At 60.3% G+C, this 22,242-nt stretch carries 20 protein-coding genes and 2 pseudogenes; 9 read left to right on the top strand and 13 right to left on the bottom strand.

Annotated elements, in window-relative coordinates; all coding sequences use genetic code 11:
- Positions 1-410: 410 nt before the first annotated feature.
- A complete protein-coding gene (locus tag ACIOWA_RS12665; protein WP_401160075.1) occupies positions 411-2,588 on the top strand; it encodes a malate synthase G in 2,178 nt (725 codons plus the stop codon).
- 117 nt (positions 2,589-2,705) lie between these two features.
- Here the strand turns inward: ACIOWA_RS12665 and ACIOWA_RS12660 are convergent, their stop codons facing one another.
- Entirely contained in the window at positions 2,706-3,152 is a 447-nt protein-coding gene (locus ACIOWA_RS12660; protein ID WP_339430245.1) for a response regulator, read from the bottom strand.
- A gap of 253 nt (positions 3,153-3,405) precedes the next feature.
- On the opposite strand from ACIOWA_RS12660, the gene ACIOWA_RS12655 reads away from it, so the two are divergent.
- The 3 genes from ACIOWA_RS12655 to ACIOWA_RS12645 all read left to right on the top strand — a co-directional run bounded on the left by ACIOWA_RS12655 (position 3,406) and on the right by ACIOWA_RS12645 (position 6,765).
- Positions 3,406-5,346, top strand: a complete 1,941-nt coding sequence (locus ACIOWA_RS12655) for a putative nucleotidyltransferase substrate binding domain-containing protein (RefSeq protein WP_339495669.1) — start codon at positions 3,406-3,408, stop codon at positions 5,344-5,346.
- Positions 5,343-6,050, top strand: coding sequence for a 3'-5' exonuclease (locus tag ACIOWA_RS12650; protein ID WP_339430247.1), 708 nt, complete (start codon positions 5,343-5,345; stop codon positions 6,048-6,050). The genes ACIOWA_RS12655 and ACIOWA_RS12650 overlap by 4 nt, the downstream gene beginning before the upstream one ends.
- Positions 6,051-6,135: 85 nt before the next feature.
- Positions 6,136-6,765: a glutathione S-transferase gene (locus tag ACIOWA_RS12645; RefSeq protein WP_339464459.1), complete on the top strand. Its 630-nt coding sequence runs from the start codon at positions 6,136-6,138 to the stop codon at positions 6,763-6,765.
- A gap of 175 nt (positions 6,766-6,940) precedes the next feature.
- Here the strand turns inward: ACIOWA_RS12645 and creD are convergent, their stop codons facing one another.
- From creD to ACIOWA_RS12625, 4 genes are all read right to left on the bottom strand, one after another.
- Positions 6,941-8,311, bottom strand: a complete 1,371-nt coding sequence (gene creD, locus ACIOWA_RS12640) for a cell envelope integrity protein CreD (RefSeq protein ID WP_401160072.1) — start codon at positions 8,309-8,311, stop codon at positions 6,941-6,943.
- 109 nt (positions 8,312-8,420) lie between these two features.
- Positions 8,421-9,839: a two-component system sensor histidine kinase CreC gene (creC, locus tag ACIOWA_RS12635; RefSeq protein WP_401160070.1), complete on the bottom strand. Its 1,419-nt coding sequence runs from the start codon at positions 9,837-9,839 to the stop codon at positions 8,421-8,423.
- Positions 9,839-10,519: a two-component system response regulator CreB gene (gene creB, locus ACIOWA_RS12630; RefSeq protein ID WP_401160068.1), complete on the bottom strand. Its 681-nt coding sequence runs from the start codon at positions 10,517-10,519 to the stop codon at positions 9,839-9,841. Before creB ends, creC begins: the two co-directional genes overlap by 1 nt.
- Positions 10,520-10,592: 73 nt before the next feature.
- A complete protein-coding gene (locus tag ACIOWA_RS12625) occupies positions 10,593-11,096 on the bottom strand; it encodes an ATP-dependent zinc protease (RefSeq protein ID WP_221731146.1) in 504 nt (167 codons plus the stop codon).
- A 282-nt stretch (positions 11,097-11,378) separates the two neighbouring features.
- Between ACIOWA_RS12625 and ACIOWA_RS12620 the strand changes: the two genes are divergently transcribed.
- On the top strand, positions 11,379-12,266 hold the full coding sequence (locus ACIOWA_RS12620; RefSeq protein ID WP_401160066.1) for an acyltransferase: 888 nt from the start codon (positions 11,379-11,381) through the stop codon (positions 12,264-12,266).
- Position 12,267: 1 nt separating this feature from the next.
- Here the strand turns inward: ACIOWA_RS12620 and ACIOWA_RS12615 are convergent, their stop codons facing one another.
- Positions 12,268-12,825: a DUF2780 domain-containing protein gene (locus ACIOWA_RS12615; RefSeq protein ID WP_401160064.1), complete on the bottom strand. Its 558-nt coding sequence runs from the start codon at positions 12,823-12,825 to the stop codon at positions 12,268-12,270.
- A gap of 148 nt (positions 12,826-12,973) precedes the next feature.
- Between ACIOWA_RS12615 and ACIOWA_RS12610 the strand changes: the two genes are divergently transcribed.
- The 3 genes from ACIOWA_RS12610 to ACIOWA_RS12600 all read left to right on the top strand — a co-directional run bounded on the left by ACIOWA_RS12610 (position 12,974) and on the right by ACIOWA_RS12600 (position 14,882).
- On the top strand, positions 12,974-13,609 hold the full coding sequence (locus ACIOWA_RS12610; protein WP_401160062.1) for a sigma-70 family RNA polymerase sigma factor: 636 nt from the start codon (positions 12,974-12,976) through the stop codon (positions 13,607-13,609).
- Complete coding sequence (locus ACIOWA_RS12605) at positions 13,606-14,280, top strand: anti-sigma factor domain-containing protein (RefSeq protein WP_401160060.1); 675 nt, start codon at positions 13,606-13,608, stop codon at positions 14,278-14,280. The genes ACIOWA_RS12610 and ACIOWA_RS12605 overlap by 4 nt, the downstream gene beginning before the upstream one ends.
- 206 nt (positions 14,281-14,486) lie before the next feature.
- Entirely contained in the window at positions 14,487-14,882 is a 396-nt protein-coding gene (locus ACIOWA_RS12600; protein WP_401160058.1) for a hypothetical protein, read from the top strand.
- 29 nt (positions 14,883-14,911) lie between these two features.
- On the opposite strand, the pseudogene ACIOWA_RS12595 reads toward ACIOWA_RS12600, so the two are convergent.
- A pseudogene (locus tag ACIOWA_RS12595) lies at positions 14,912-15,127 on the bottom strand (formyltetrahydrofolate deformylase); the annotation flags it as partial.
- 173 nt (positions 15,128-15,300) lie between these two features.
- Between ACIOWA_RS12595 and ACIOWA_RS12590 the strand changes: the two are divergent.
- Positions 15,301-15,513, top strand: a complete 213-nt coding sequence (locus ACIOWA_RS12590; protein WP_401160056.1) for a cold-shock protein — start codon at positions 15,301-15,303, stop codon at positions 15,511-15,513.
- A 69-nt stretch (positions 15,514-15,582) separates the two neighbouring features.
- On the opposite strand, the gene fdhA is transcribed toward ACIOWA_RS12590, so the two are convergent.
- From fdhA to ACIOWA_RS12560, 6 genes and pseudogenes are all read right to left on the bottom strand, one after another.
- The gene (gene fdhA, locus ACIOWA_RS12585; protein WP_093429915.1) at positions 15,583-16,782 is read right to left on the bottom strand and encodes a formaldehyde dehydrogenase, glutathione-independent; all 1,200 of its coding nucleotides are present in this window, start codon (positions 16,780-16,782) and stop codon (positions 15,583-15,585) included.
- Between the two features lie 202 nt (positions 16,783-16,984).
- Positions 16,985-17,842: a formyltetrahydrofolate deformylase gene (gene purU / locus ACIOWA_RS12580; RefSeq protein WP_339430256.1), complete on the bottom strand. Its 858-nt coding sequence runs from the start codon at positions 17,840-17,842 to the stop codon at positions 16,985-16,987.
- Between the two features lie 11 nt (positions 17,843-17,853).
- Positions 17,854-18,486 carry a sarcosine oxidase subunit gamma family protein gene (locus ACIOWA_RS12575; protein WP_339430257.1) on the bottom strand — a complete coding sequence of 211 codons (633 nt, stop codon included), beginning with the start codon at positions 18,484-18,486 and terminating at the stop codon, positions 17,854-17,856.
- A 123-nt stretch (positions 18,487-18,609) separates the two neighbouring features.
- On the bottom strand, positions 18,610-21,627 hold the full coding sequence (locus ACIOWA_RS12570) for a sarcosine oxidase subunit alpha (RefSeq protein WP_339430258.1): 3,018 nt from the start codon (positions 21,625-21,627) through the stop codon (positions 18,610-18,612).
- Positions 21,624-21,953, bottom strand: a complete 330-nt coding sequence (locus tag ACIOWA_RS12565; protein WP_339430259.1) for a sarcosine oxidase subunit delta — start codon at positions 21,951-21,953, stop codon at positions 21,624-21,626. The genes ACIOWA_RS12570 and ACIOWA_RS12565 overlap by 4 nt, the downstream gene beginning before the upstream one ends.
- Positions 21,954-21,967: 14 nt before the next feature.
- Positions 21,968-22,242 (bottom strand): annotated as a pseudogene (locus ACIOWA_RS12560) (hypothetical protein); the annotation flags it as partial.

Genomic DNA, 22,242 nt, shown 5'->3' with positions numbered 1-22,242 from the left:
ATAGGCAAGGGATGAACAGTCGCCTCAGACGCTCGAGACAACAAATCGTGTACAAGTTTTTATATTTAGCTGGAACAATCCATTGGTTTTTTGAGAACATCCCGTTCCGCGCTGTGACCGCAATGCGTCATGGAGTCGCAGAACGACGTTATTAGTCTCATTTTCACAAGCGCAACGCATCATGTAGTATGCCTCGGCGCGCACTACATAACGCTGGATCGATGTCTGCCCAAGGCACGTTCGCAACCCTGAAAGCCCCGTCATCAAGGCCCCAAGCCGTTGATTGGTCCCAGCCCAGCCGCCAGCAATGGCATGTACTGGTCGGAAGGTTTGTGGTTTAAATGGCCAGAGGCTTCATTGTTAAATTGAAGAGCTGAAAAGCGAAATAGCTGAGCAGAGTGAGGCAAGCAATGACTGAACACGTTCAAGTCGGTGGCCTGCAGGTCGCCAAAGTCCTGTTCGACTTCGTGAACAACGAAGCCATTCCCGGTACCGGCCTCACCGCCGACGCATTCTGGGAAGGTGCCGACAAGGTCATTCACGACCTGGCACCGAAGAACAAAGCCCTACTCGCCAAACGCGATGACTTCCAGGCTCGCATTGATGCCTGGCATCAGGACCGCGCAGGCCAGGCGCACGACGCCGTGGCCTACAAAGCCTTCTTGCAGGAAATCGGTTATCTGCTGCCAGAAGCGGCTGATTTCCAGGCAACGACGCAAAACGTCGATGACGAAATCGCCCGTACCGCCGGCCCGCAACTCGTGGTTCCGGTGATGAACGCCCGCTTTGCGCTCAATGCTTCGAACGCCCGCTGGGGTTCGCTGTATGACGCCCTTTACGGCACCGACGCGATCAGCGAAGACGGTGGCGCGCAAAAAGGCCAAGGCTACAACAAGGTGCGCGGCGACAAAGTCATCGCCTTCGCCCGTGCATTCCTCGACGAAGCCGCGCCACTGGCCGCGGGCTCCCACGTCGATTCGACCGGTTACAAAATCGCTGACGGCAAACTGCTGGTCACCCTCAAGGGCGGCAGCAACAGCGGTCTGCGTGACGATGCTCAACTGATCGGTTTCCAGGGCGACGCCAACGCGCCAATCGCGATCCTGCTGAAACACAACGGTCTGCATTTCGAAATCCAGATCGACGCCAGCACCCCGGTCGGCCAGACCGATGCCGCCGGCGTCAAAGACGTCCTGATGGAAGCGGCGCTGACCACCATCATGGACTGCGAAGACTCCGTGGCGGCCGTCGATGCCGACGACAAAGTGGTGATCTACCGCAACTGGCTCGGCCTGATGAAGGGCGATCTGTCGGAAGAAGTCGCCAAGGGCGGCCAGCGCTTCACCCGCACCATGAACCCGGATCGCAGCTACACCACGCCCACTGGCGGTGAAGTGACTCTGCACGGCCGCTCGCTGTTGTTCGTGCGCAACGTCGGCCACCTGATGACCATTGACGCGATTCTCGACAAAGACGGCAACGAAGTGCCGGAAGGCATTCTCGACGGTCTGCTGACGTGCCTGGCGGCCATGCACAACCTCAACGGCAACACGTCGCGCAAGAACACCCGCACAGGTTCCGTCTACATCGTCAAACCGAAAATGCACGGCCCGCAAGAAGCGGCGTTCACCAACGAACTGTTCGGCCGCATCGAAGACGTGCTGGGTCTCAAACGCAACACGCTGAAAGTCGGGATCATGGACGAGGAGCGCCGCACCACGGTCAACCTCAAGGCTTGCATCAAGGCTGCCAGCGAGCGCGTGGTGTTCATCAACACCGGTTTTCTCGACCGCACCGGCGATGAAATCCACACCTCCATGGAAGCCGGCCCGATGGTGCGCAAGGCCGACATGAAGGCTGAGAAGTGGATCGGCGCCTACGAGAACTGGAACGTTGATATCGGTCTGAGCACCGGCCTGCAAGGTCGCGCACAAATCGGTAAAGGCATGTGGGCCATGCCGGACCTGATGGCGGCGATGCTCGAGCAGAAAATCGCTCACCCGCTGGCCGGTGCCAACACCGCATGGGTCCCCTCGCCGACCGCCGCCGCGCTGCACGCGCTGCACTACCACAAGGTCGACGTGTTCGCCCGTCAGGCCGAACTGGCCAAACGTGCCCGCGCTTCGGTGGACGACATCCTGACCATCCCGCTGGCGGTCAACCCGAACTGGACGCCGGAGCAGATCAAGAACGAACTGGACAACAACGCCCAGGGCATTCTCGGTTACGTGGTGCGCTGGATCGATCAGGGCGTCGGTTGCTCGAAAGTGCCGGACATCAATGACGTCGGCCTGATGGAAGACCGTGCCACGCTGCGTATCTCCAGCCAGCACATCGCCAACTGGCTGCGCCACGGTATCGTCACCGAAGCGCAAGTGATGGAAAGCCTCAAGCGCATGGCGCCGGTGGTGGATCGTCAGAACGCCAACGACCCGCTGTACCGCCCGCTGGCACCGAACTTCGACAGCAACATCGCCTTCCAGGCGGCGGTCGAACTGGTGATCGAAGGCACCAAGCAGCCCAACGGCTATACCGAGCCGGTGCTGCACCGCCGTCGTCGCGAGTTCAAGGCTGCCAACGGCCTGTAACCCTGCGTAGATGCCGGACATGAAAAAGCCCTGATCGGAAGATCGGGGCTTTTTTATGGTTCATCACAACCACTGGAGATCCATTGTGAGAGCGGGTTTTTCGGTGTGGCTTGAACGTCAGGGGTCGATCCCCAATTCGTGTTTGACCAGACCGAGCAACTTGCCCGTATCAATGGGTTTGAGCAGAAAGTCCACCACGCTCAAATGCATCGCCGCAATGGCGTCCTTCACATCGGCATCGCCAGACACAATGATGATCGGCATCGCTGCCCTTACCGACTCACGCACCTGGCGAATCAAGTCCAACCCACCGACATTGCCCATGCGCAAATCGGTGATCAACAGACCAATCGATGGTTTCTCCGCCAGCATCTTCAGCGCGGCCTCGCCACTGGCCGCGGTCAGGCACCGAATGCCGTCCAAGGCCAGAATCTCCGACAACAACTCCCGAGCGTCCTTGTCGTCATCGACGATCAATACACGCTGCGCAGGAGGGTCAGGTTCGAGCATTACAGCACTGAGCGCTTCACGCTCGGCGTCGCTCAAAATATCGTGGTCGGGCATAGCGTTCTCTACGTTTTCAAATCATCACCTGGCACAGTCGTCAGACAACGCCAGGCAGAGCTTCAATGTGCACTTCGTCGGATTTTTTTCCAAGAGGTCGGACAGAAGAATTCCCGACTGATTTTGTAGGGCACTTCCCAAATATGCCCAACGGCATGACGAACCTAGACTTACGTCCAATGGGCACCCTGCACGAGGGGGCCGACCATGGGGGCAACGATCCGACAACAACAATTCGAAAAAGACTGCGGTAATGGTTATGAGTAAAGCGGACGCCTTCACCCAGGCTGGGAAAACCGCCGTGTTGCAGAACATTCAGGGCACCCTGCAGTTTCTCCAGCGCTTCCCGCCCTTCAATCAAATGGAACACGCCCACCTGGCTTATCTGGTGGAGCAATGTCAGCTGCGTTTCTACGGGCAGGGCGAGAGCATCATCAAACCCGCCGATGGCCCGGTCGAACACTTCTATATCGTCAAGCAGGGCCGCGTCGTCGGCGAACGCCCGCACACGGCCAAGGGCGGCACCGAGACCACCTTTGAAATCACCACCGGCGAGTGCTTTCCCCTGGCCGCGTTGCTGGGTGAGCGAGCGACACGCACCGCGCACTTGGCCGGCGAGGACACCTTCTGCCTGCAACTGAACAAACTGGCGTTCATCAAACTGTTCGCCCTCTCCAATGCCTTCCGCGACTTCGCCTTGCGCGGGGTCAGCAGCCTGCTCGATCAAGTCAACCAGCAAGTCCAGCAGAAAGCCGTGGAAACCCTCGGCACGCAATACTCGCTCAACACCCGTCTCGGTGAACTGGCCATGCGTCACCCGGTGACGTGCAGCCCTGCCATGCCACTGCGTGCAGCGGTGAAGCTGATGCACGAGCAACAGGTCGGCAGCATCGTCGTGGTGGATGAGCACAAAGCGCCGCTGGGGATTTTCACCCTGCGCGACCTGCGTCATGTGGTGGCCGACGGTGTGGCCGATTTCGGCGAAGCCATCGAGCGCCACATGACCCAGGCGCCCTTCTATCTTTCGCCCAACCACAGCGCCTTCGACGCGGCCATTGCCATGACCGAAAGGCACATCGCCCACGTCTGCCTGGTCAAGGATCAGCGCCTGTGCGGCGTGGTGTCCGAGCGCGATCTGTTTTCCTTGCAGCGGGTCGATCTGGTGCATCTGGCCCGAACGATCCGCAGCGCGCAACGCATCGAGCAACTGGTGATCCTGCGCGGCGAGATCGGCCAACTGGTCGAGCGCATGCTCGCCCACGGCGCCTCTTCAACCCAGATCACCCACATCATCACCCTGCTCAACGATCACACCGTGTGCCGCGTAATCGAACTGACCCTCGCCGAAAAAGGCGACCCGGGCATACCGTTCAGTTGGCTGTGTTTCGGCAGCGAAGGCCGGCGCGAGCAAACGCTGCACACCGATCAGGACAACGGCATTCTGTTCGACGCCCGCGATGCCGTGCATGCAGCAGAGATTCGCGCAAAGTTGCTGCCAATTGCCCAGCAGATCAATCAGAGCCTGGCGCAATGCGGCTTCACCCTGTGCAAGGGCAACATCATGGCCGGCAACCCTGAGCTGTGTTTGTCCCGGGCAGAATGGGCGCGGCGGTTCGCGGCATTCATTCGCGAGGCGACGCCGGAGAATCTGCTCGGGTCGAGCATTTACTTCGATCTGCGCGTGGTCTGGGGCGATGAACAGGGTTGCGCGCAACTGCGCCGGGGGATTCTCGATCAGGTCGGCGACAACCGTTTGTTCCAGCGCATGATGGCCGACAACGCCTTGCGTAATCGCCCGCCGGTCGGGCGTTTCCGCGAGTTTGTGCTGGCGCGCAAGAATGGCGAGAAAGCCACCCTCGATCTGAAGGTCCAGGGCCTGACGCCGTTCGTGGACGGCGCACGATTGCTCGCGCTGGCCAACGGCATCGACGCCAACAACACCCTTGAGCGCTTGCGCCAACTGGTGGATAAAGAAGTCATCGAACCGCTGGACGGCGCGGCGTATGAAGAGGCTTATCACTTCATTCAGCAAACGCGCATGCAGCAGCATCAGATCCAGACGCGCGAGAACCTGCCGTACTCCAACCGTGTCGACCCCGACAGCCTCAATCATCTGGATCGACGCATCCTGCGCGAATCCCTGCGCCAGGCTCAACGCCTGCAAAGCAGCCTGACCCTGCGGTATCAGTTATGAGCCTGTTCTCGTGGCTGCGGCCGGCCAGTGCGGCGCTGCCAGCGGATCTGCAGCAACGTCTGGGGCAGCTGCCGGCGATCAGCGAGCTGAGTGAATGCAGCCTGCGCGAACAACGCTGGGTCGTGCTGGACCTGGAAACCACCGGGCTGAACCTGAACAAGGATCGGGTGTTGTCGATTGGCGCCGTGGTGATCGAGGACGGCGCGATCGATTTCAGCCAGCAGTTCGAACGCACGCTGCAATGTCGTGAACTCAAGCTCAGTCCCAGTGTGTTGATCCACGGTCTGGGGCCCAACGCGATTGCCGCCGGCAGCGATCCGGCCGAGGCGTTGCTGGCGTTCATGGAGTTTGCCGGTGACAGCCCCGTGCTGGCGTTCCATGCGCCATTCGACCAGCACATGCTTGGGCGGGCACTGAAGGAACATCTGCGGCACAAGTTGCAGCATGTGTTTCTGGATGTCGCCGAGATTGCGCCGATGCTGTGCCCGCAAGCGAACATTCGTGAGGCCGGGCTGGATGAGTGGATCGACTGGTTCAAGCTTGAGGTGTTCGAGCGACATAACGCGAGTGCCGATGCGCTGGCGACGGCAGAGCTGGCGTTGATTCTCTTCAGCCGAGCACGGGGGCAGCAGATTGATAGCCCGTTGAATCTTCAACAGCGCTTGAGCCAGTGGAAGCGACGGCGGCAGGTGCCGTCCTTCTAGATCATCACCCATCAAATCCCTCGCCAGGTACGCCGCATCTGACTAGGCTAACCTCCTGCTCTTCGTCGACCACCGAGGTTCACCCATGTCCACACCCAGCATGACCCTGTTCCACAACACGCTCTCCCCGTTCGTTCGCAAAGTGATGGTGATGCTGCACGAAACTGGCCAGCAGGATCGCGTCGCCTTGCAAGACTGTGTCCTCAGCCCGGTCAGCCCGAGTGCCGAGCTCAACGCCGACAACCCGTTGGGCAAGATCCCGGCCCTGCGTCTGGCCGACGGCAATGTCATCCATGACAGCCGCGTGATCCTCGACTACCTCGACCACCAACACGTCGGCAATCCGCTGATCCCCCGTGACGGCTCGGCCCGCTGGCGCCGCCTGACCCTGGCCTCGATGGCCGACGGGATCATGGATGCGTCGGTGATGGTGCGTTACGAGCAGGTGCTGCGTGCCCCGGAAAAACACTGGGACGAGTGGATCGAGGCCCAGCGCGACAAGATCCGTCGCACCCTGGCCCTGCTGGAAAGTGATGCGATTGCCGAGCTGACCTGCCATTTCGATATTGCTGCGATCAGCGTGGCCTGTGCCCTGGGTTACCTCGACCTGCGCTTCCCGGATCTGGGCTGGCGCGAGGCCAATCCGCAATTGGCCCACTGGTTCACTGAAGTGAGCTTGCGACCGTCCATGATCGCGACCCTGCCCAAACCTTAAATCGGCGGCGCTTGTTCCGGCCTCTTCGCGAGCAAGCCCGCTCCCACACTGGATTTCGGTAGGCAGGTCCTGTGTGTGGCTTGCCAGCGATGGCACCACCGCGGTGCCGGCGGAAGTGACGCAAAGATCAGCGTCACCAACACCTCAGCCTCTCGCTGATCCTCACGCAACCCGCTCATTGCATCCCCCCCACGTCAAACTCCAGTGGTTTGGCCGGTTTCTGACCGATCCCGTACCAATCCAGTTTGCGCGTCAGCACCATGAACACGCCGAGCAAGCCGAACAGCAACAGCGAGCCCATCAGCAGCGCGTAATCCTCGGCGCTGAGCAACCCGTAAAGCAGGCCATACAACGCTGCCAATCCCGCCGAGAAACACAAACCGTGTCGCACGCTGTGCAAGACGTGGCAGACGTAAAACCCGATCAATAACACGCAGCCACTGGCCGACAGCAGATACGCCAGGGCAAAGCCGATGTGCTCCGACAACGACAGCAGCAACAGATAAAAAAACGCCAGCGCCACACCCACCAACGCGTATTGCACCGGGTGCACTGCCAGGCTCTTGAGCACTTCGAACAGGAAGAAACCGGCGAACGTCAGGACAATGAACAGCAGCGCATATTTGATCGCCCGGTCACTCTTCAGATACTGATCCACCGGATCGATGAAACTCACCCCGAAGCTGCGGGCATTGAACCCATCGCAATCATTGCCGCTCACGCAACGGCTCATGGCGTCTTGCAGATTGGTAGAAAAAAACGTGGTCTGCCAGTCGGCGCTGAAACCGGCGTCGTTGATTTCACGTTTGGCCGGGAGGAAGTTGCCGATGAAGCTGGGGTGCGGCCAGTTGGCAGTGAGGCTAACGCTGCTGCTCCTGCCCACCGGTAGCACCTGCAACGAACCGGTGCCTTGCAGACGCAGGTCGAAACCGAACGCCAGTTCGTTGGCTTTACGGGTATCGAGCAGTGGCAGCGTTACCCGCACCCCCTCACCCAGCCAACCGACCTGAGTACCGGGAACGAAGTCCAGACGCTGGCCGTCGAGTTCCAGTTTCAAAGCGTTTTCGATCCCGCGAATGTCGCTGATGCCGACTGCCAGAAACGGCGCATCGAACTGGTAATCGCTGAAATCTTCCTGGATGCCCAATTGCGCCGGTAGCGAAAAACTGCCGGTGATGCGGTTATCGGCATGGAACAACCGCGCCTCGTAGATACCCCGGGCACGCAGTTCGGTTTGCACCTGGCCATCGAGTTCGAAGCGCTCGGGCAAAAAATACAAACGCCCACGCTCCTCGCTTGGTTCGTCGTAACGCTGCTCGGTCTTGTCGTTGATCTTCCAGTTGTGAATCACTTTGCGATACGGCACCACCATCACCGGCCCGCTCAATTGCTGGCTGTAACTGGAACTGCGGGCAATGTCTTCCAGCACCCCGTCGCGCCGTTGCTGGCGATCATCGATAACCCCGTCGATCATCAGCAAAGGGATGAGCAACAGCAGGATCAACAGGGCAATCGCCCCGAGCTTTATGGTCAGATTCTTGTTCATGGGACTCTCCCTGTTTTGATCGGCAGAGTCTGGTTGGCGTGTGTGGGAGGAATGTGGGGGAAATATGGAGATTGTATGGAGACTTCACCGAGCCCTTCGCGACTCGGTCTCAAGGCAAGCGCAAAGTCACTTCAACGCCATTTTCAACATTGCGGATGCTCATCGACCCACCATGTAATTTGACGACCTCTTCGACGAAGTTGAGCCCAAGCCCGGTGCTCTTGCGCCCACTGTCCGGGCGCGGCAACGAGTAAAACCGCTCGGTCAAACGCGGCAAGGCGTAGTCGGGAATCTGCGCCGTTTCATTGAACAAGCGAAACTCAACCTGCTCGCCCACCCGCTCGGCGCTGAAGCGCAACAGCCCGTGCAGCGGGGTGAAATCCAGCGCGTTCTCCAGCAGATTGCCCAGCGCCTGACGCAACAGAAAGGGCTCACCCATCAGCAGCAGATCCGCCGCCACAGCCTGCTCAATGCGCAACTGTTTACCCTCGATGCGCGCCGCCTGCCCTTGCAGCAACTCATCCACAAGCACCGCCAGAGGCACCGCAGTGCGCTCTTCCAGCCCCTGACGCTGTTCAACTTGCGCCAGATTGAGCAACCGCTCGATCAACTGCTGCATCCGCGCACTTTCGCTGTCGATGTTGCTGACAAAACGCATTCGCTGACCCGCGGGCATGTCACCTTGCAGCAACTCCGCCGCACCACGAATCGCCGCCAGGGGGCTTTTCAGTTCATGGGTCAGCGTGTGTACATAGCGCTCAACGTAGGCCTTGCCTTCCAGTTGCGTGCGCATCTGCTCCACCGCTGTCGCAAGCTGCTCCAACTCACCACCGCGATAGTGCGGCACTTCCACCCGCCGCCCTTCGCTGACGGCCTGGGCGTAACCGGTCAAACGATGCAGCGCACGGCTCAACCACCACGACAGCAAGGCGCCGAACAACAGACCGAGGCCAATAAGCCCGGCGCCATAAAACAGCAGGCGCCGTTCGGTGCGATCCACATAAGGTTGCAATGAGCTGTTGGGCTTGGCGACGGTCACCACACCAATGATCTGCCCCTTGTCGCGGATCGGCGCGCCGACGTGCATCACCGACGACGCGGGGTCATCCGGATCGCTGCGGCTGGAGCGTGCGCCGTACTCGCCACGCAACGTCAGATAGACGTCGTTCCAGCGCGAATAATCCTGCCCCACCGCCACGCCACTGGAATCGAGCACGACGATGCCCTTGGCGTCGGTGACGTAAATGCGATGGTTGACCTGGTTTTTCGGCAGCCCCCAGATCGTCGCTCGCGGTTGGCGTTCGCCGTAGGCGCGCAGCAACTCGGGCCAGCGGTTCTCGCTGAGGGTGCCGGCCTTGAAATCGTCGCGCAGGATTTCGGCCAGCAGGTTGGCGGTGTCGACCAGGGTTTCTTCGGTGGACTGACGCACGCCGGGACGGATTTCCTCCATCACCGTGTTGAGCACGAAATAGCCGGTCAGGCCGACAAACAGCACATACACCAGGAATATCCGCAGGCCCAACGACATCAGCTATGCCCCGGGCTGTAGCTGTAACCGAGCCCGCGATGCGTCTGGATCGGTTCGGCCTCAGCCCGCACCAGACGCAACTTGGCGCGCACGCTTTTGATGTGGCTGTCGATGCTGCGCTCGTAACCGGCGTCGGCCGCGACGCCCAGTGCATCGAGCAATTGTTCGCGGCTGAACACCCGCTCCGGTTGCTCGAGCAGGCATTGCAACAGACGGAATTCGTGACGGGTCAGGCTCAGCGCCTGGCCGCGATAGCTAATCTGCACACGCTCCGGATCGATGCGAAACAGCCCTGACGTGGCGTCGATTACAGGGCGCGGCGCCATGCGTTTAAGGATAGCCCTGACTCGCGCCGCCACCTCGCGTGGGCTGAACGGCTTGACCACGTAGTCGTCGGCGCCGATCTCCAGGCCCACCACACGGTCGATTTCGGCATCGCGGGCGCTGAGGAACAGCACCGGCACTTCGCTGAAACGCCGCAACTGTTTGCAAGTCTCGAAACCGCTGATGTCCGGCAGACCGATATCGAGGATGAGCAGATCCGCCGGCGTCTGCCGTTGATGTGCCAGCGCCGCCGCGCCGAGGCTCACCCAAGTGGTGGTGAACCCCTCGCCCTGCAAGGCAAAAATCAGCGTGTCGGCAATCGCCGCTTCGTCTTCGACAATCAGAATATGAGGCATGGCGTCCGAGCCTGTGGGTTAGGTGCGCGAACGGTGCCCCAAGCCTGACGTTACGTCAATGAGACCACTTGGCTCAGCAGTCCGGTTTGTCAGCGGTGAAGCGCCGCGCCGGATTCACTGCCGCGCCGAATTCACGCAAGGCCTTGGCACCGATCAGCAGCGGATAGTTGAAATTGCTGCGGTCGGTCAGGTTGACCTCCACGGTGCGTTTGACGTCACCCAGGCACAGTTCCAGATCGACCACCGGGCGCTTGGCGACTTCAGTGGTGTCGCCCTCGTCCTCTTCATCCGAGCGGCTCTTGATCTTGCTGATCCGCGCGACTTTGTGTTCGTAGACCTTGTTGCTGGCGTCCTTGGTGGCGAGGCGGAAGCGCACCCAGTTTTCACCGTCGCGGGTGAAGGTCTCGATGTCTTTGGCCGACAGCGAGGCGGTCAGCGCGCCGGTGTCCATCTTGGCCTTGAGTACTTCACCGCCGATTTCCGGCAGCGCAATGTATTCGTAACGCCCGTACAGGGTCGGCTCGGCGGCCATGACCGGCAGGGCGACGAGGGCAAACAGTGCAAGGAGGGATTTCACTTAGAGGGCTTCCTTGAAAAATGAGGGCGGCAGACGCGAGATTTTAGACACTCATTGAAGCATTCGTTCGCCTTGACCGGCCTTCGCGAGCAAGCCCGCTCCCACAAGGGGAACGCATTTCAAAATGTGGGAGCGGGCTTGCTCGCGAAGAGGCCAGAACAGTCGATACGCATTTAACCCGCACAATACCGGTACAAAAGTGAAACATTCGTCAGCGCAAATTTGGTCTGCCGCCCGAAGCTGCTTATCATGGCGCGCCCATCCAACGTCATAGAGTTGCTTATGCGCCGCCTGCTCACCGGCTGTTTCGTCACCCTGCTGCTGTTGCTCAACACCCTGATCCTGATCGGGCCGTTGATGGTCTTTGCCCTGCTCAAACTGGTGGCGCCCGGCCGCTGGCGCGACTATGCGTCGTGGGCGGTGATGTGGATCGCCGAGACCTGGGCCGAGATCGACAAGCTGATTTTCCACCTGTGCATCCCCACTCAATGGGACATTCGCGGCGGCGACGATCTGCGCGGTGACACCTCTTATCTGGTGGTCAGCAACCATCAGTCGTGGGTGGATATTCCGGCGCTGATCCAGACGCTCAACCGGCGCACGCCGTTCTTCAAGTTTTTCCTCAAGAAAGAGCTGATCTGGGTGCCGTTCCTGGGGCTGGCGTGGTGGGCGCTGGATTACCCGTTCATGAAGCGCTACACCAAGGCGTTTCTGGCGAAACACCCGCAACTGGCGGGCAAGGATCTGGAAATCACCAGGCAGGCCTGCGAGCTGTTCAAGCGCCAACCGGTCACCGTGGTGAATTATCTGGAAGGCACCCGCTACACCGCCGCGAAAAGCGCGCAGCAGCAATCATCGTTCAAGCATTTGCTCAAGCCCAAGGCAGGCGGCGTGGCGTTTGTATTGGCGGCGCTGGGTGAGCAACTGGATGCGATTCTCGATGTCACGGTGGTTTATCCACAGCCAAACATTCCGGGCTTCTGGGACTTGATCAGCGGCAACGTGCCGAAGGTGATCATCGACATCAAGACCCGCGAACTCGACCCGGCGCTGTGGCAGGGCGATTACGAAAACGATCCGGTGTTTCGCCAGAAGGTCCAGAGCTGGGTCAACCAACTCTGGAACGAGAAGGATCAGCGCATTGGCGAACTGAAAAACGCGCGCCGCTGAATCAGCTACCGGTGCCCGTGCCCCAGATGCTGCCCAGGCTCTGAAGGAGCGGGCCACCGACACCTTGATCACCGAGGTATTTGAGGAGCACCGGGGCAAACTGGCCGATCATCCCGCTGTCCATGCCCAAGGCGCCGAAGGCGTTGTTCAGATCGCTGGTGTTCTTGACGTTGCCCAGTGCGTTTTCCAGTCCGGCTGACTTGCCCGACGAGCCCAGCAACCCGCTCAACGCCGCCAGGTTGCCGCTACCGCCCGACAGCTTGTCGATGCCTGGCACTTCTTTGGCCAACTGCGAATAATCGGTGCTGCTCAATTGGTTCTTGGCCAAGCCAAGCATGGCGCTCGTGCCGCCGACGGCTTGCTGAGGGGTAACCCCCAGACCGGTGACGGCTTGCAGCAAACCGGCCGTTTCCGAGGTCGGCGCAGCGGCGGTGGCAGCGTTGCCGCCCTGCATGCTCGAAGCAGCCTTGGTCACATCGTCCAGGCTGAACCCGGCAAACACCGGGCTGGCCGCAAGAGTCATCAGCGAAGCCATGGCAATACCGCGTGAAATCTTCATTCAGACATCCTCTTGCGCTGTGAAAACCGCCCGTCAATGAACGGTAAAACTGCCGGTTTGACCGGGCATCCGCCGGCATGTTCCAAGCCAGCGCATCCATTTTCAGCATAGCCACGTATACAGATCGTGAAACCCTGGAATGATCGCGATGAATGGCATAACCGCTGTCGCTGGACTAGCCTGTGAACAGCCCGATATTCACCTTCGTCGCCGAACCTTTGCTTGGAGAGTCGTCATTTCCCTCGCCGACACCGATCAGTTGCGACAGTTGTTGGCCCAGTGTTCACTGGGCGATCGTCGCGCCTTCGAAACCCTGTACCGCAGCGTCGGCCCGCGCCTGCACGGCGTGGCCCTGCGGTTCATGGGCCGCAGCGATCTGGCGGAAGAAGTGCTGCAGGAAAGCTTCGTGCGCATCTGGAACAACGCCTCGCGCTACGAAGCGCACCTGTCGGCGCCGATGACCTGGATGATCAACATCACTCGCAACCAAGCCATCGACCAGTTGCGCAAACACCGCGACCGGCCGCTGAGCGATGTCGAACAGGACGCGCTGGCGGACGAAAGTCCTTCGGCGCATGAACAATTGAGCAGCGCCCGCGAAGCCCACGCCTTGAACCGCTGCCTGGACAGCCTCGACGGCATGCAACGTCAGTCGATCAGCGTCGCCTACTTTCAGGGATTGTCGTGCACGGAGCTGGCCGAACACCTGGCCACGCCGCTGGGCACGGTGAAATCGTGGATTCGCCGTGGCATGGAACGCCTGCGCCGGTGCCTTGAATCATGAACTACCAGACCCCAGCCCTGCGCCGCGCCCTCGCCGCCGATTACGCCATTGGTTTGATGGGCTCGGCAGCACGGCGACGTTTTGAACAGTTGCTACTCGACGACGCGGCGCTGCGGGCTGAACTGGCGCAATGGCAAGACACGCTGGCGACCCTCACCGAATCCCTGCCGGAACAACCGGTGCCCGACCGCGTGTGGCATGGCATTACCGCGCGGATTGAGCCGCAAGTGCTGCACGTGCCGGAAAAACGTCCGTTCTGGAACTGGCTGCGCGTCACGGCGGCGCTGTGTTCGATCGTGGTTTTGGTATTCCTCGGCTCGCTGTACAACCGCGATGACGCCCGCTACAGCGCAACCCTGCTGAGCGCCGACGCGCAACCGGCGTTGAAGATCGAAGCGCATGCCGATTATTTGCAGGTCGAGCCGCTGACCCTGGCTGTCGTCGATCCCGCTCGCAGCCTGGAGTTGTGGGCGATTCCAGCCGATGGCAAGCCGATCTCGCTGGGGGTGATACCCACGGGGGGCAAAGGCAGAGTTGAGTTGAGTGATGCGCAGAAGGTGTTGATTGGTCAGCCGATTGCGCTGGCGGTGAGTCTGGAGCCCAAGGGTGGTTCGCCGACCGGGCAGCCGACGGGGCCGGTTCTTTACCAGGGTGCTTTGGCAGCCCTCTGATTGCCAAGATCAAAAGATTTCAGCCTTCGGCAGCGCCTTGGATTGTGTAGGCGCTGCCGAAGGCTGCGAATTTTTAGGTCCTTTAGTTGCAAGCCATGCGAATCGATATTTCAAAATGAACTATAAACCTGTCAGATCTGACAGTAGGAAAATTCATGGGGTACTTGGACAATTGGCACTCCACGAAATGTAACGGAGTACACAACATGTTAAAAAAACTTACCGCTGGCGCTTTGATTACTTTGGCTCTCTCGACTACTGCCTATGCGAGCACCTGTCCGCCTGCCAGTTCTTTCACGAAGAAAAAGGATGGCACATTTGAGGTGAGTGGACCGACCAAGAAGCTGACTGTCGACGTTGACCCTGCGAGCACCAGCGAGAGTGCTGCGCAAGCGCTCAAATTTACTGCGGCACGCATCAAGGATAAAGACAGCAATGACGCCAGAGTCGTCTGCCAGTTCGAAGACGGCAAAATGAAACCGGTTATTGGGGCATCGCTCGTCTGGCCAACGGGAAAACCAACTGCCGGCGACGGTGGCAATTGGCAAGGCGATGATTGCGCCACCAAAGACGGTGACGTTAAAAAGTGCGAGTTCAAATAACGTACGCAAGGTTAAGCATCTACAACAACAAAAGGCAGCCCATGGTTGCCCTTCCCAAGCTTGAGATCCGGATGGTTGGACACCGCCGCCGCGACGTACATCAACAACTGGTCGGTGCGCGAGCGACAGAGCAGGTCGTTGAGGCAGTGATCGGCCAAGGACACCATGATCACCACTTTTCGCCGGTAGTTCGGCGCGGTCATTTCAAAGTCCATGCCGAGCGCCTGCCCTGACTCGACGAGACCGGGTGCAGAAGGTCGTAGGTGACGGTAAGCCTTGAGCCCAAAGCAGGATTGCAGACCGGGCATCCGACTAGGCCGGCTCTCTATAAAAGGGCATTGGCCGCTACCTAAACTTTTTAGACCTTTGAATGACTCAATCTAATGTTTAACCGATCTATCAAATAGGAATCATGGGCATGCCAGACAGAAAAACCGGTACGGTCAAATGGTTTGACGACGAAAAAGGCTTTGGTTTCATTACTCCAGCTGGCGACGGCGATGAACTTTATGTCCATTTCTCGGTTATTGATATGAAAGGAGATAAAACTCTCAAAGAAGGGCAAACGGTTTCATTCTTAGCCGTGAAGGGACAAAGAGGAATGCAAGCAGCCAAAGTTCGCCTTGAATGATCTATGGTCATAAAAAACCAAACAGAAACGGCACCTTTATCGGTGCCGTTTTTTCATCTTGGTTAAGCGTTACGCCGCACTAAACAACTTGTGCGGATCAATCACAAACTTCTTCGGCACGCCGGCATCGAACTCGCCGTAACCTTCCGGCGCCTGATCGAGGCTGATGACTTGCACGCCCACCACTTCGGCAATGTTGATGCGATCCCACATGATCGCCTGCATCAGTTGGCGGTTGTACTTCATCACAGGCGTTTGGCCGGTGTGGAAGCTGTGGGATTTGGCCCAGCCCAGACCGAAGCGAATGCTCAGGCTGCCCATTTTCGCGGCAGCGTCCACGGCGCCCGGATCTTCGGTGACGTACAGACCGGGAATACCGATCTTGCCCGCTACGCGCACCACGCCCATCAGCGAGTTGAGCACGGTGGCCGGCGCCTCGGCTTTGACGCCGTCGTGGCCGTGGCCGCGTGCCTCGAAGCCGACGCAGTCCACCGCGCAATCGACTTCCGGTTCGCCCAGCAGCGCGGCGATCTGTTCGTGCAGCGGGGTGTCTTTGGACAGGTCGACGATTTCGAAACCCTGCGCCTTGGCGTGGGCCAGGCGGATGGTGTTGACGTCACCGACGATCACCACAGCAGCGCCCAGCAAACGTGCCGAAGCCGCTGCGGCCAGACCGACCGGGCCGGCGCCGGCAATGTAAACGGTGCTGCCCGGGCCAACGCCGGCAGTAACCGCGCCGTGATAACCGGTCGGCAGAATGTCGGAGAGGCAGGTCAGGTCACGGATTTTCTCCATGGCCTTGTCGCGATCCGGCAGTTTCAGCAGGTTGAAGTCGGCGTACGGCACCAGCACATATTCGGCCTGGCCACCGGTCCAGTCGCCCATGTCGACATAGCCATAGGCGCCGCCGGCACGGGCCGGGTTGACGGTCAGGCAGACGCCGGTGTGTTGCTCTTTGCAGGAACGGCAGCGCCCGCAAGCCACGTTGAACGGAACGGAAACCAGATCACCGATTTTCAGGTTTTCGACGTCGGAGCCTTTTTCGATCACTTCGCCGGTGATCTCATGACCCAGCACCAGACCGGTCTGCGCCGTGGTACGGCCGCGCACCATGTGCTGGTCGGAGCCGCAGATGTTGGTGGAAACCACTTTGAGAATGACCCCGTGCTCGATCTTGCGACCGCGCGGGTCCTGCATTTTCGGATAGTCGATTTTCTGTACTTCGACCTTGCCAGCGCCGAGATACACCACACCACGATTGCCAGACATGCTTTCACCTCGCTGTTGTTTTTATGGAACCGCGTTGCCCAGGCAGGCAGCGCGTTAAGTGCTCGGGTTATTGCTTGTGGGTGCTGCGTTGTCAGTAATGGCTCCTTCGCGAGCAAGCCGGCTCCCACTGGGTTCGGTGGTGAATTCAAATTTTGCGAACGACACCAATCCCTGTGGGAGCGGGCTTGCTCGCGAAAGCGATCTAGAGAACGACTGTTCTATTGGCGTTCAAAAACACCCTTCTTTCGATGTGATAGCCAACGGCCCGGGCCAAGGTCAGACCTTCGATATCCCGCCCCTTGGCAATCAGATCTTCCGGGTAATGGCTGTGATCGACCGCCTCGACGCCCTGGGCGATGATCGGCCCTTCATCCAGATCGTTGTTGATGTAATGCGCCGTCGCCCCCACCAGTTTCACGCCTTTGTTATAGGCCTGGTGATACGGCTTGGCGCCTTTGAAGCCCGGCAGCAGCGAGTGATGGATGTTGATTGCCTTGCCATCAAGCTTGCGGCACAGCTCCGGCGACAACACCTGCATGTAGCGGGCGAGGATCACCAGCTCAGCGCCGGACTCTTCGATCACCTGCCATACCTGACGCTCCTGCGACGGCTTGTCGTTGGGGTCAAGGGGGAAATGGTAGTAGGGAATCTGGTGCCAGTCGGCCAACGGCTTGAGGTCCGGGTGATTGGACACCACCGCCGCCACGTCCATCGACAATTGGCCGATGCGCTGGCGGTAGAGCAAGTCGTTGAGGCAGTGATCGGCCTTGGAGACCATGATCACCACTTTTGGCCGGTAGTTCGGCGCGGTCAGCTCGAAGACCATGCCGAAAGCCTGACCACGCTCGCCGAGGCTGGCGCGAAAGGTTTGTTCGTCGAAACCGTCAGGCTGGCGAAACTCCACGCGAATGAAGAAGCGGCCCGAGAGCCGGTCATCGAAGGAGTGGTGCTCGGTGACGTAGCAACCCTGCTCGAACAGAAAACGCGTCACCGCGTCCACAGTGCCGAGAACGCTGGGACAGTCGGCGGTCAGAATCCATGTGTCTGGGGCGCGGCTCATGGTTGTGTCTCCTAGGCCTGGACGCTGAGGCCGTACTCGGCCGATGCATCCTGCAACCACAACCACCAGTAATCCGAGAAGCTGCGACGGATCAGCAGCTCCCAGGTGTCTTCAGCGGTATGGCGAATCATCAACTGCGATTTGGCGAACACCGTGCCGACCGCTTTACCGACCGGGAAGTTGTTCGGGTGCACGTCGTAGCTGGTGGATTTCATCAGCACCTGACGCACGTTCGGCCCGCTCAGTTCGAGCACTTGCTGGCCGCCGCTGACGTTGACGATGGCGATGTGCAGATCGCCCAAGGCTTCGCGCAGCTTTTGCTCGGCGGCGAACTCTTCACCGCTGGGCACGATCAGCAGCCATTCATCCGGGCCCATCCATTGCAGGCTGGTTTCGCCTTTGACGATCACGCTCAGAGCGCCGGGCAGTTCGATGCCCAATGCTTTGTGCACACCGGCGGCGAAAGCGGCATCGTGGCCATCGCCACGAAGAGTCAGGTGGCCGAGGAGTTTTTTCTCACGCACGATCACGCCGGCGCTCTTGCGGCCCTTGCCGACCAGGCTGGCGAGGTCGGCATGGTGCAGCGACGACTCGGCACGGGCACCGGTGGTCGGGCGTTGTTGGTACACGTTGGCTGTGGTCATAAAGCACCTTTGCTGAATTCTGTGGTGAATCTACTGGCGCCTTCGCGAGCAAGCCCGCTCCCACATCTGGAATGCATTCCCCTGTGGGAGCGGGCTTGCTCGCGAAGGCCGCGACTCGGTCTGTCAGATATTTTGACGGTCGCCCTTCGGATCGAAGAACACCGAAGACACAATCTCCGCCTCGATCACGCTGCCATCGGCCAGCGGCGCAAACACCCGCTCACCCATACGCTTGAGACCGCCCTTGACCACGCCCATGGCAAACGAATAACCGAGGGAGTTGTGCGCGTAACTGGAGGTCACGTGACCGACCATGGTCATCGGGATCGCTTGCTTGGTGTTGAACACCAACTGCGCACCTTCGGGCAGCCACACATTCGGGTCGATCGGTTTCAGGCCCACCAACTGTTTGCGCTGATCACGCACGCAGTCTTCACGGTTCATGCCGCGCTGACCGATCCACGAGAACGGTTTGGTGCGACCGACGCACCAGCCCATGTTCAGGTCGTCGGGGGTCATCGAGCCGTCAGTGTCCTGACCGACGATGATGAAACCTTTCTCGGCGCGCAGAACGTGCATGGTTTCAGTGCCGTACGGGGTCAGGTTGTACGGCTTGCCGGCCTCGACGATTTTCTCCAGCACGCCCATCGCATAATCGGCCTGCACGTTGACTTCGTACGACAGCTCACCGGTGAACGAGATGCGGAACACCCGCGCCGGCACACCGCCAACCAGACCTTCCTTCCAGGTCATGAACGGGAACGCTTCGTTGCCCAGATCGATGTCGGTCACGGCGCTGAGCAGCTTGCGGCTGTTCGGCCCGGACAGGGTCATGGTCGCCCAGTGGTCGGTGACGGACGTGAAGTAGACCTTCATGTCTGGCCATTCGGTCTGGTGGTACAGCTCCAGCCATTGCAGCACGCGCGCCGCACCGCCGGTGGTGGTGGTCATGACGAAATGGTTGTCGGCCAGGCAAGCCGTCACCCCGTCGTCGAAGACCATGCCGTCTTCTTTGCACATCAGGCCATAACGGGCCTTGCCCACGTCGAGCTTGGTCCAGGCGTTGGTGTACACGCGGTTGAGAAACTCGCGGGCATCCGGGCCTTGAATGTCGATCTTGCCCAGGGTCGAGGCATCGAGCAGGCCGACGCTGTCGCGCACGGCTTTGCATTCGCGCTTTACGGCCGCGTGCAGGTCTTCACCGTTTTTCGGGAAGTACCACGGACGTTTCCACTGGCCCACATCTTCAAACTCGGCGCCATTTTTCAGGTGCCATTGATGCAGTGCGGTGTAGCGCACCGGTTCAAAGATGTGCCCACAGTGACGGCCGGCCACGGCGCCGAAAGTGACCGGCGTGTAGTTCGGGCGGAACATCGTGGTGCCCATCTGCGGGATGGTCACGTTCAGCGAACGGGCGGCAATGGCCAGACCGTTGACGTTGCCAAGCTTGCCCTGATCGGTGCCGAAGCCCAGCGCGGTGTAGCGCTTGACGTGCTCGACCGACTCGAAACCTTCGCGGGTCGCCAGTTCGATGGCGGCGGCGGTTACGTCGTTTTGCAGGTCGACGAATTGCTTCGGCGCACGGGCCGTGCCCTTCTCATGCGGCACCTGGAACAGCGCCAGCGTCGGCTCTTCGAGACGGCTCAGGGCTTTGGGCAGCGTGCCTTCGACCGCCGCGAAACCGGCTTCACTGGCAGCGCGCACGCCACCTTCAAAACCGTCGGCCAGCGAATCGCCGAGACCGTAAACGCCGTTGATGCCACCCACGCACACGCGTTTCTGCGGTGCTTCGCCCGGTATGAAACCGAGGATGTCTTCGCGCCAGGTCGGCTTGCCGCCCAGATGCGAGGCCAAGTGAACCACCGGGCTGTAACCGCCGGAAGTCGCGACCACATCGCAGTCGAGCCATTCGCCCGGGCTGGTCACGGCGTGCGCCTTGACATCAATCGCGGCGACGCGGGCAGCGGTCACGCGCTTGCTGCCACGGGCCTCGATCACGGCGCTGCCGGTGAGGATACGGATGCCTTTGGCGCGCGCTTCTTCCACCAGCGCACCGCGCGGATTGCTGCGGGCGTCGGCGATGGCCACCACTTGCAGACTGGCGTCGAGCCAGTCCAGCGCCACGCGATAGGCGTGATCGTTGTTGGTCGACAGCACCAGTTTCTTGCCCGGCGCCACGCCGTAACGGCGCACGTAAGTCGAGACCGCACCGGCCAGCATGTTGCCCGGCACGTCGTTGTTGCCGTAAACCAGCGGACGCTCGCAAGCGCCGGTCGCCAGCACCACACGCTTGGCACGAACGCGGTGGATGCGCTGACGCACTTGACCGATTGGCGCGCGGTCGCCGAGGTGATCGGTCAGGCGTTCGTGAATGGTCAGGAAGTTGTGGTCGTGGTAGCCGTTGACCGTGGCGCGCGGCAACAGCAGCACGTCAGGGGTGTCTTTCAATTCGGCGATGACGCTGGCAACCCAGTCCATCGCCGGTTTGCCGTCCAGGCTTTCGCGCGAATCGAGCAGGCTGCCGCCGAACTCTTCCTGCTCGTCAGCCAGAATCACCCGGGCACCGCTGCGCGCAGCCGCCAGTGCAGCGGCCAGACCCGCAGGGCCAGCGCCGACGATCAGCACGTCGCAGTGCTGGTTCATGTAGTCGTAGGTGTCCGGATCGACTTCGGTCGGCGAACGGCCCAAACCTGCAGCCTTACGGATGTACTTCTCGTACGTCATCCAGAACGATTGCGGGTACATGAAGGTTTTGTAGTAGAAACCCGGTGGCATCAGCTTGCCGCCGACCTTGCCAAGAATGCCCATCATGTCGTTGTTGACGTTGGGCCAACCGTTGGTGCTGGTCGCGACCAGGCCTTGGTACAACGCCTGTTGCGTGGCGCGCACGTTGGGGATCTGCGTGGCTTCGGTCGCACCGATCTGCAGCACGGCGTTCGGCTCTTCGGCACCGGCAGCGAAAATGCCCCGTGGACGCGAATACTTGAAGCTGCGACCGATGATGTCGACACCGTTGGCGATCAGCGCGGCGGCCAGCGAGTCACCCTCGAAGCCTTTGTAGGTCTGACCGTTGAAGGTGAAGCTCAGCACTTTGTTGCGGTCGATCCGTCCACCGTTGGACAGGCGATTGGTCTGGCTCATACCTTCTCTCCCAGCGCCGTCGTGGCTGTTTTTGCAGGGTCAGCCTTGTCGGTGAATTGCGGCTTTTCGCCGATCTTGTAGGTTTCGAGAATCTCGTAGGTCACGGTGTCGCGAGTGGCGTTGAAGTACTGGCGGCAACCAGCGACGTGATCCCACAACTCGTGGTGCAGACCGCGCGGGTTGTCGCGGAAGAACATGTAGTCGCCCCACTCCTCGTCCGTGCAGGCGGCAGGGTCCAGCGGGCGCGGGATGTGCGCCTGACCGGATGCATGAAATTCCTCTTCGGAGCGCAGTTCGCCGCAGTGAGGACAGAAGATATGCAACATGGGGATTTCTCCTGTTAGTGGGCGACGGCAGCAGCGCCGTGTTCGTCGATGAGGGCGCCGTTGTGGAAACGGTCGATGGAAAACGGTGCGGCCAACGGGTGCATTTCACCCTTGGCCAGGCTGGCGGCAAACACGTTGCCCGAGCCAGGTGTGGCCTTGAAGCCACCGGTGCCCCAACCGCAGTTGAAGAACATGTTCGGTACCGGGGTTTTCGAAATGATCGGGCAGGCGGGGGGGGCGGGGGGGGGGGGGGGGGGGGGGGGGGGGGCGGGGGGGGGGGGGGGGGCCG

Origin of the sequence: Pseudomonas sp. NPDC087614, assembly GCF_044743485.1 — a bacterium.
In the GTDB taxonomy this organism is placed as follows: Bacteria; Pseudomonadota; Gammaproteobacteria; order Pseudomonadales; family Pseudomonadaceae; genus Aquipseudomonas; species Aquipseudomonas baetica_A.
Note: the sequence above shows the minus strand (reverse complement) of the source record. Positions and strands in the feature narration are given on the sequence as shown.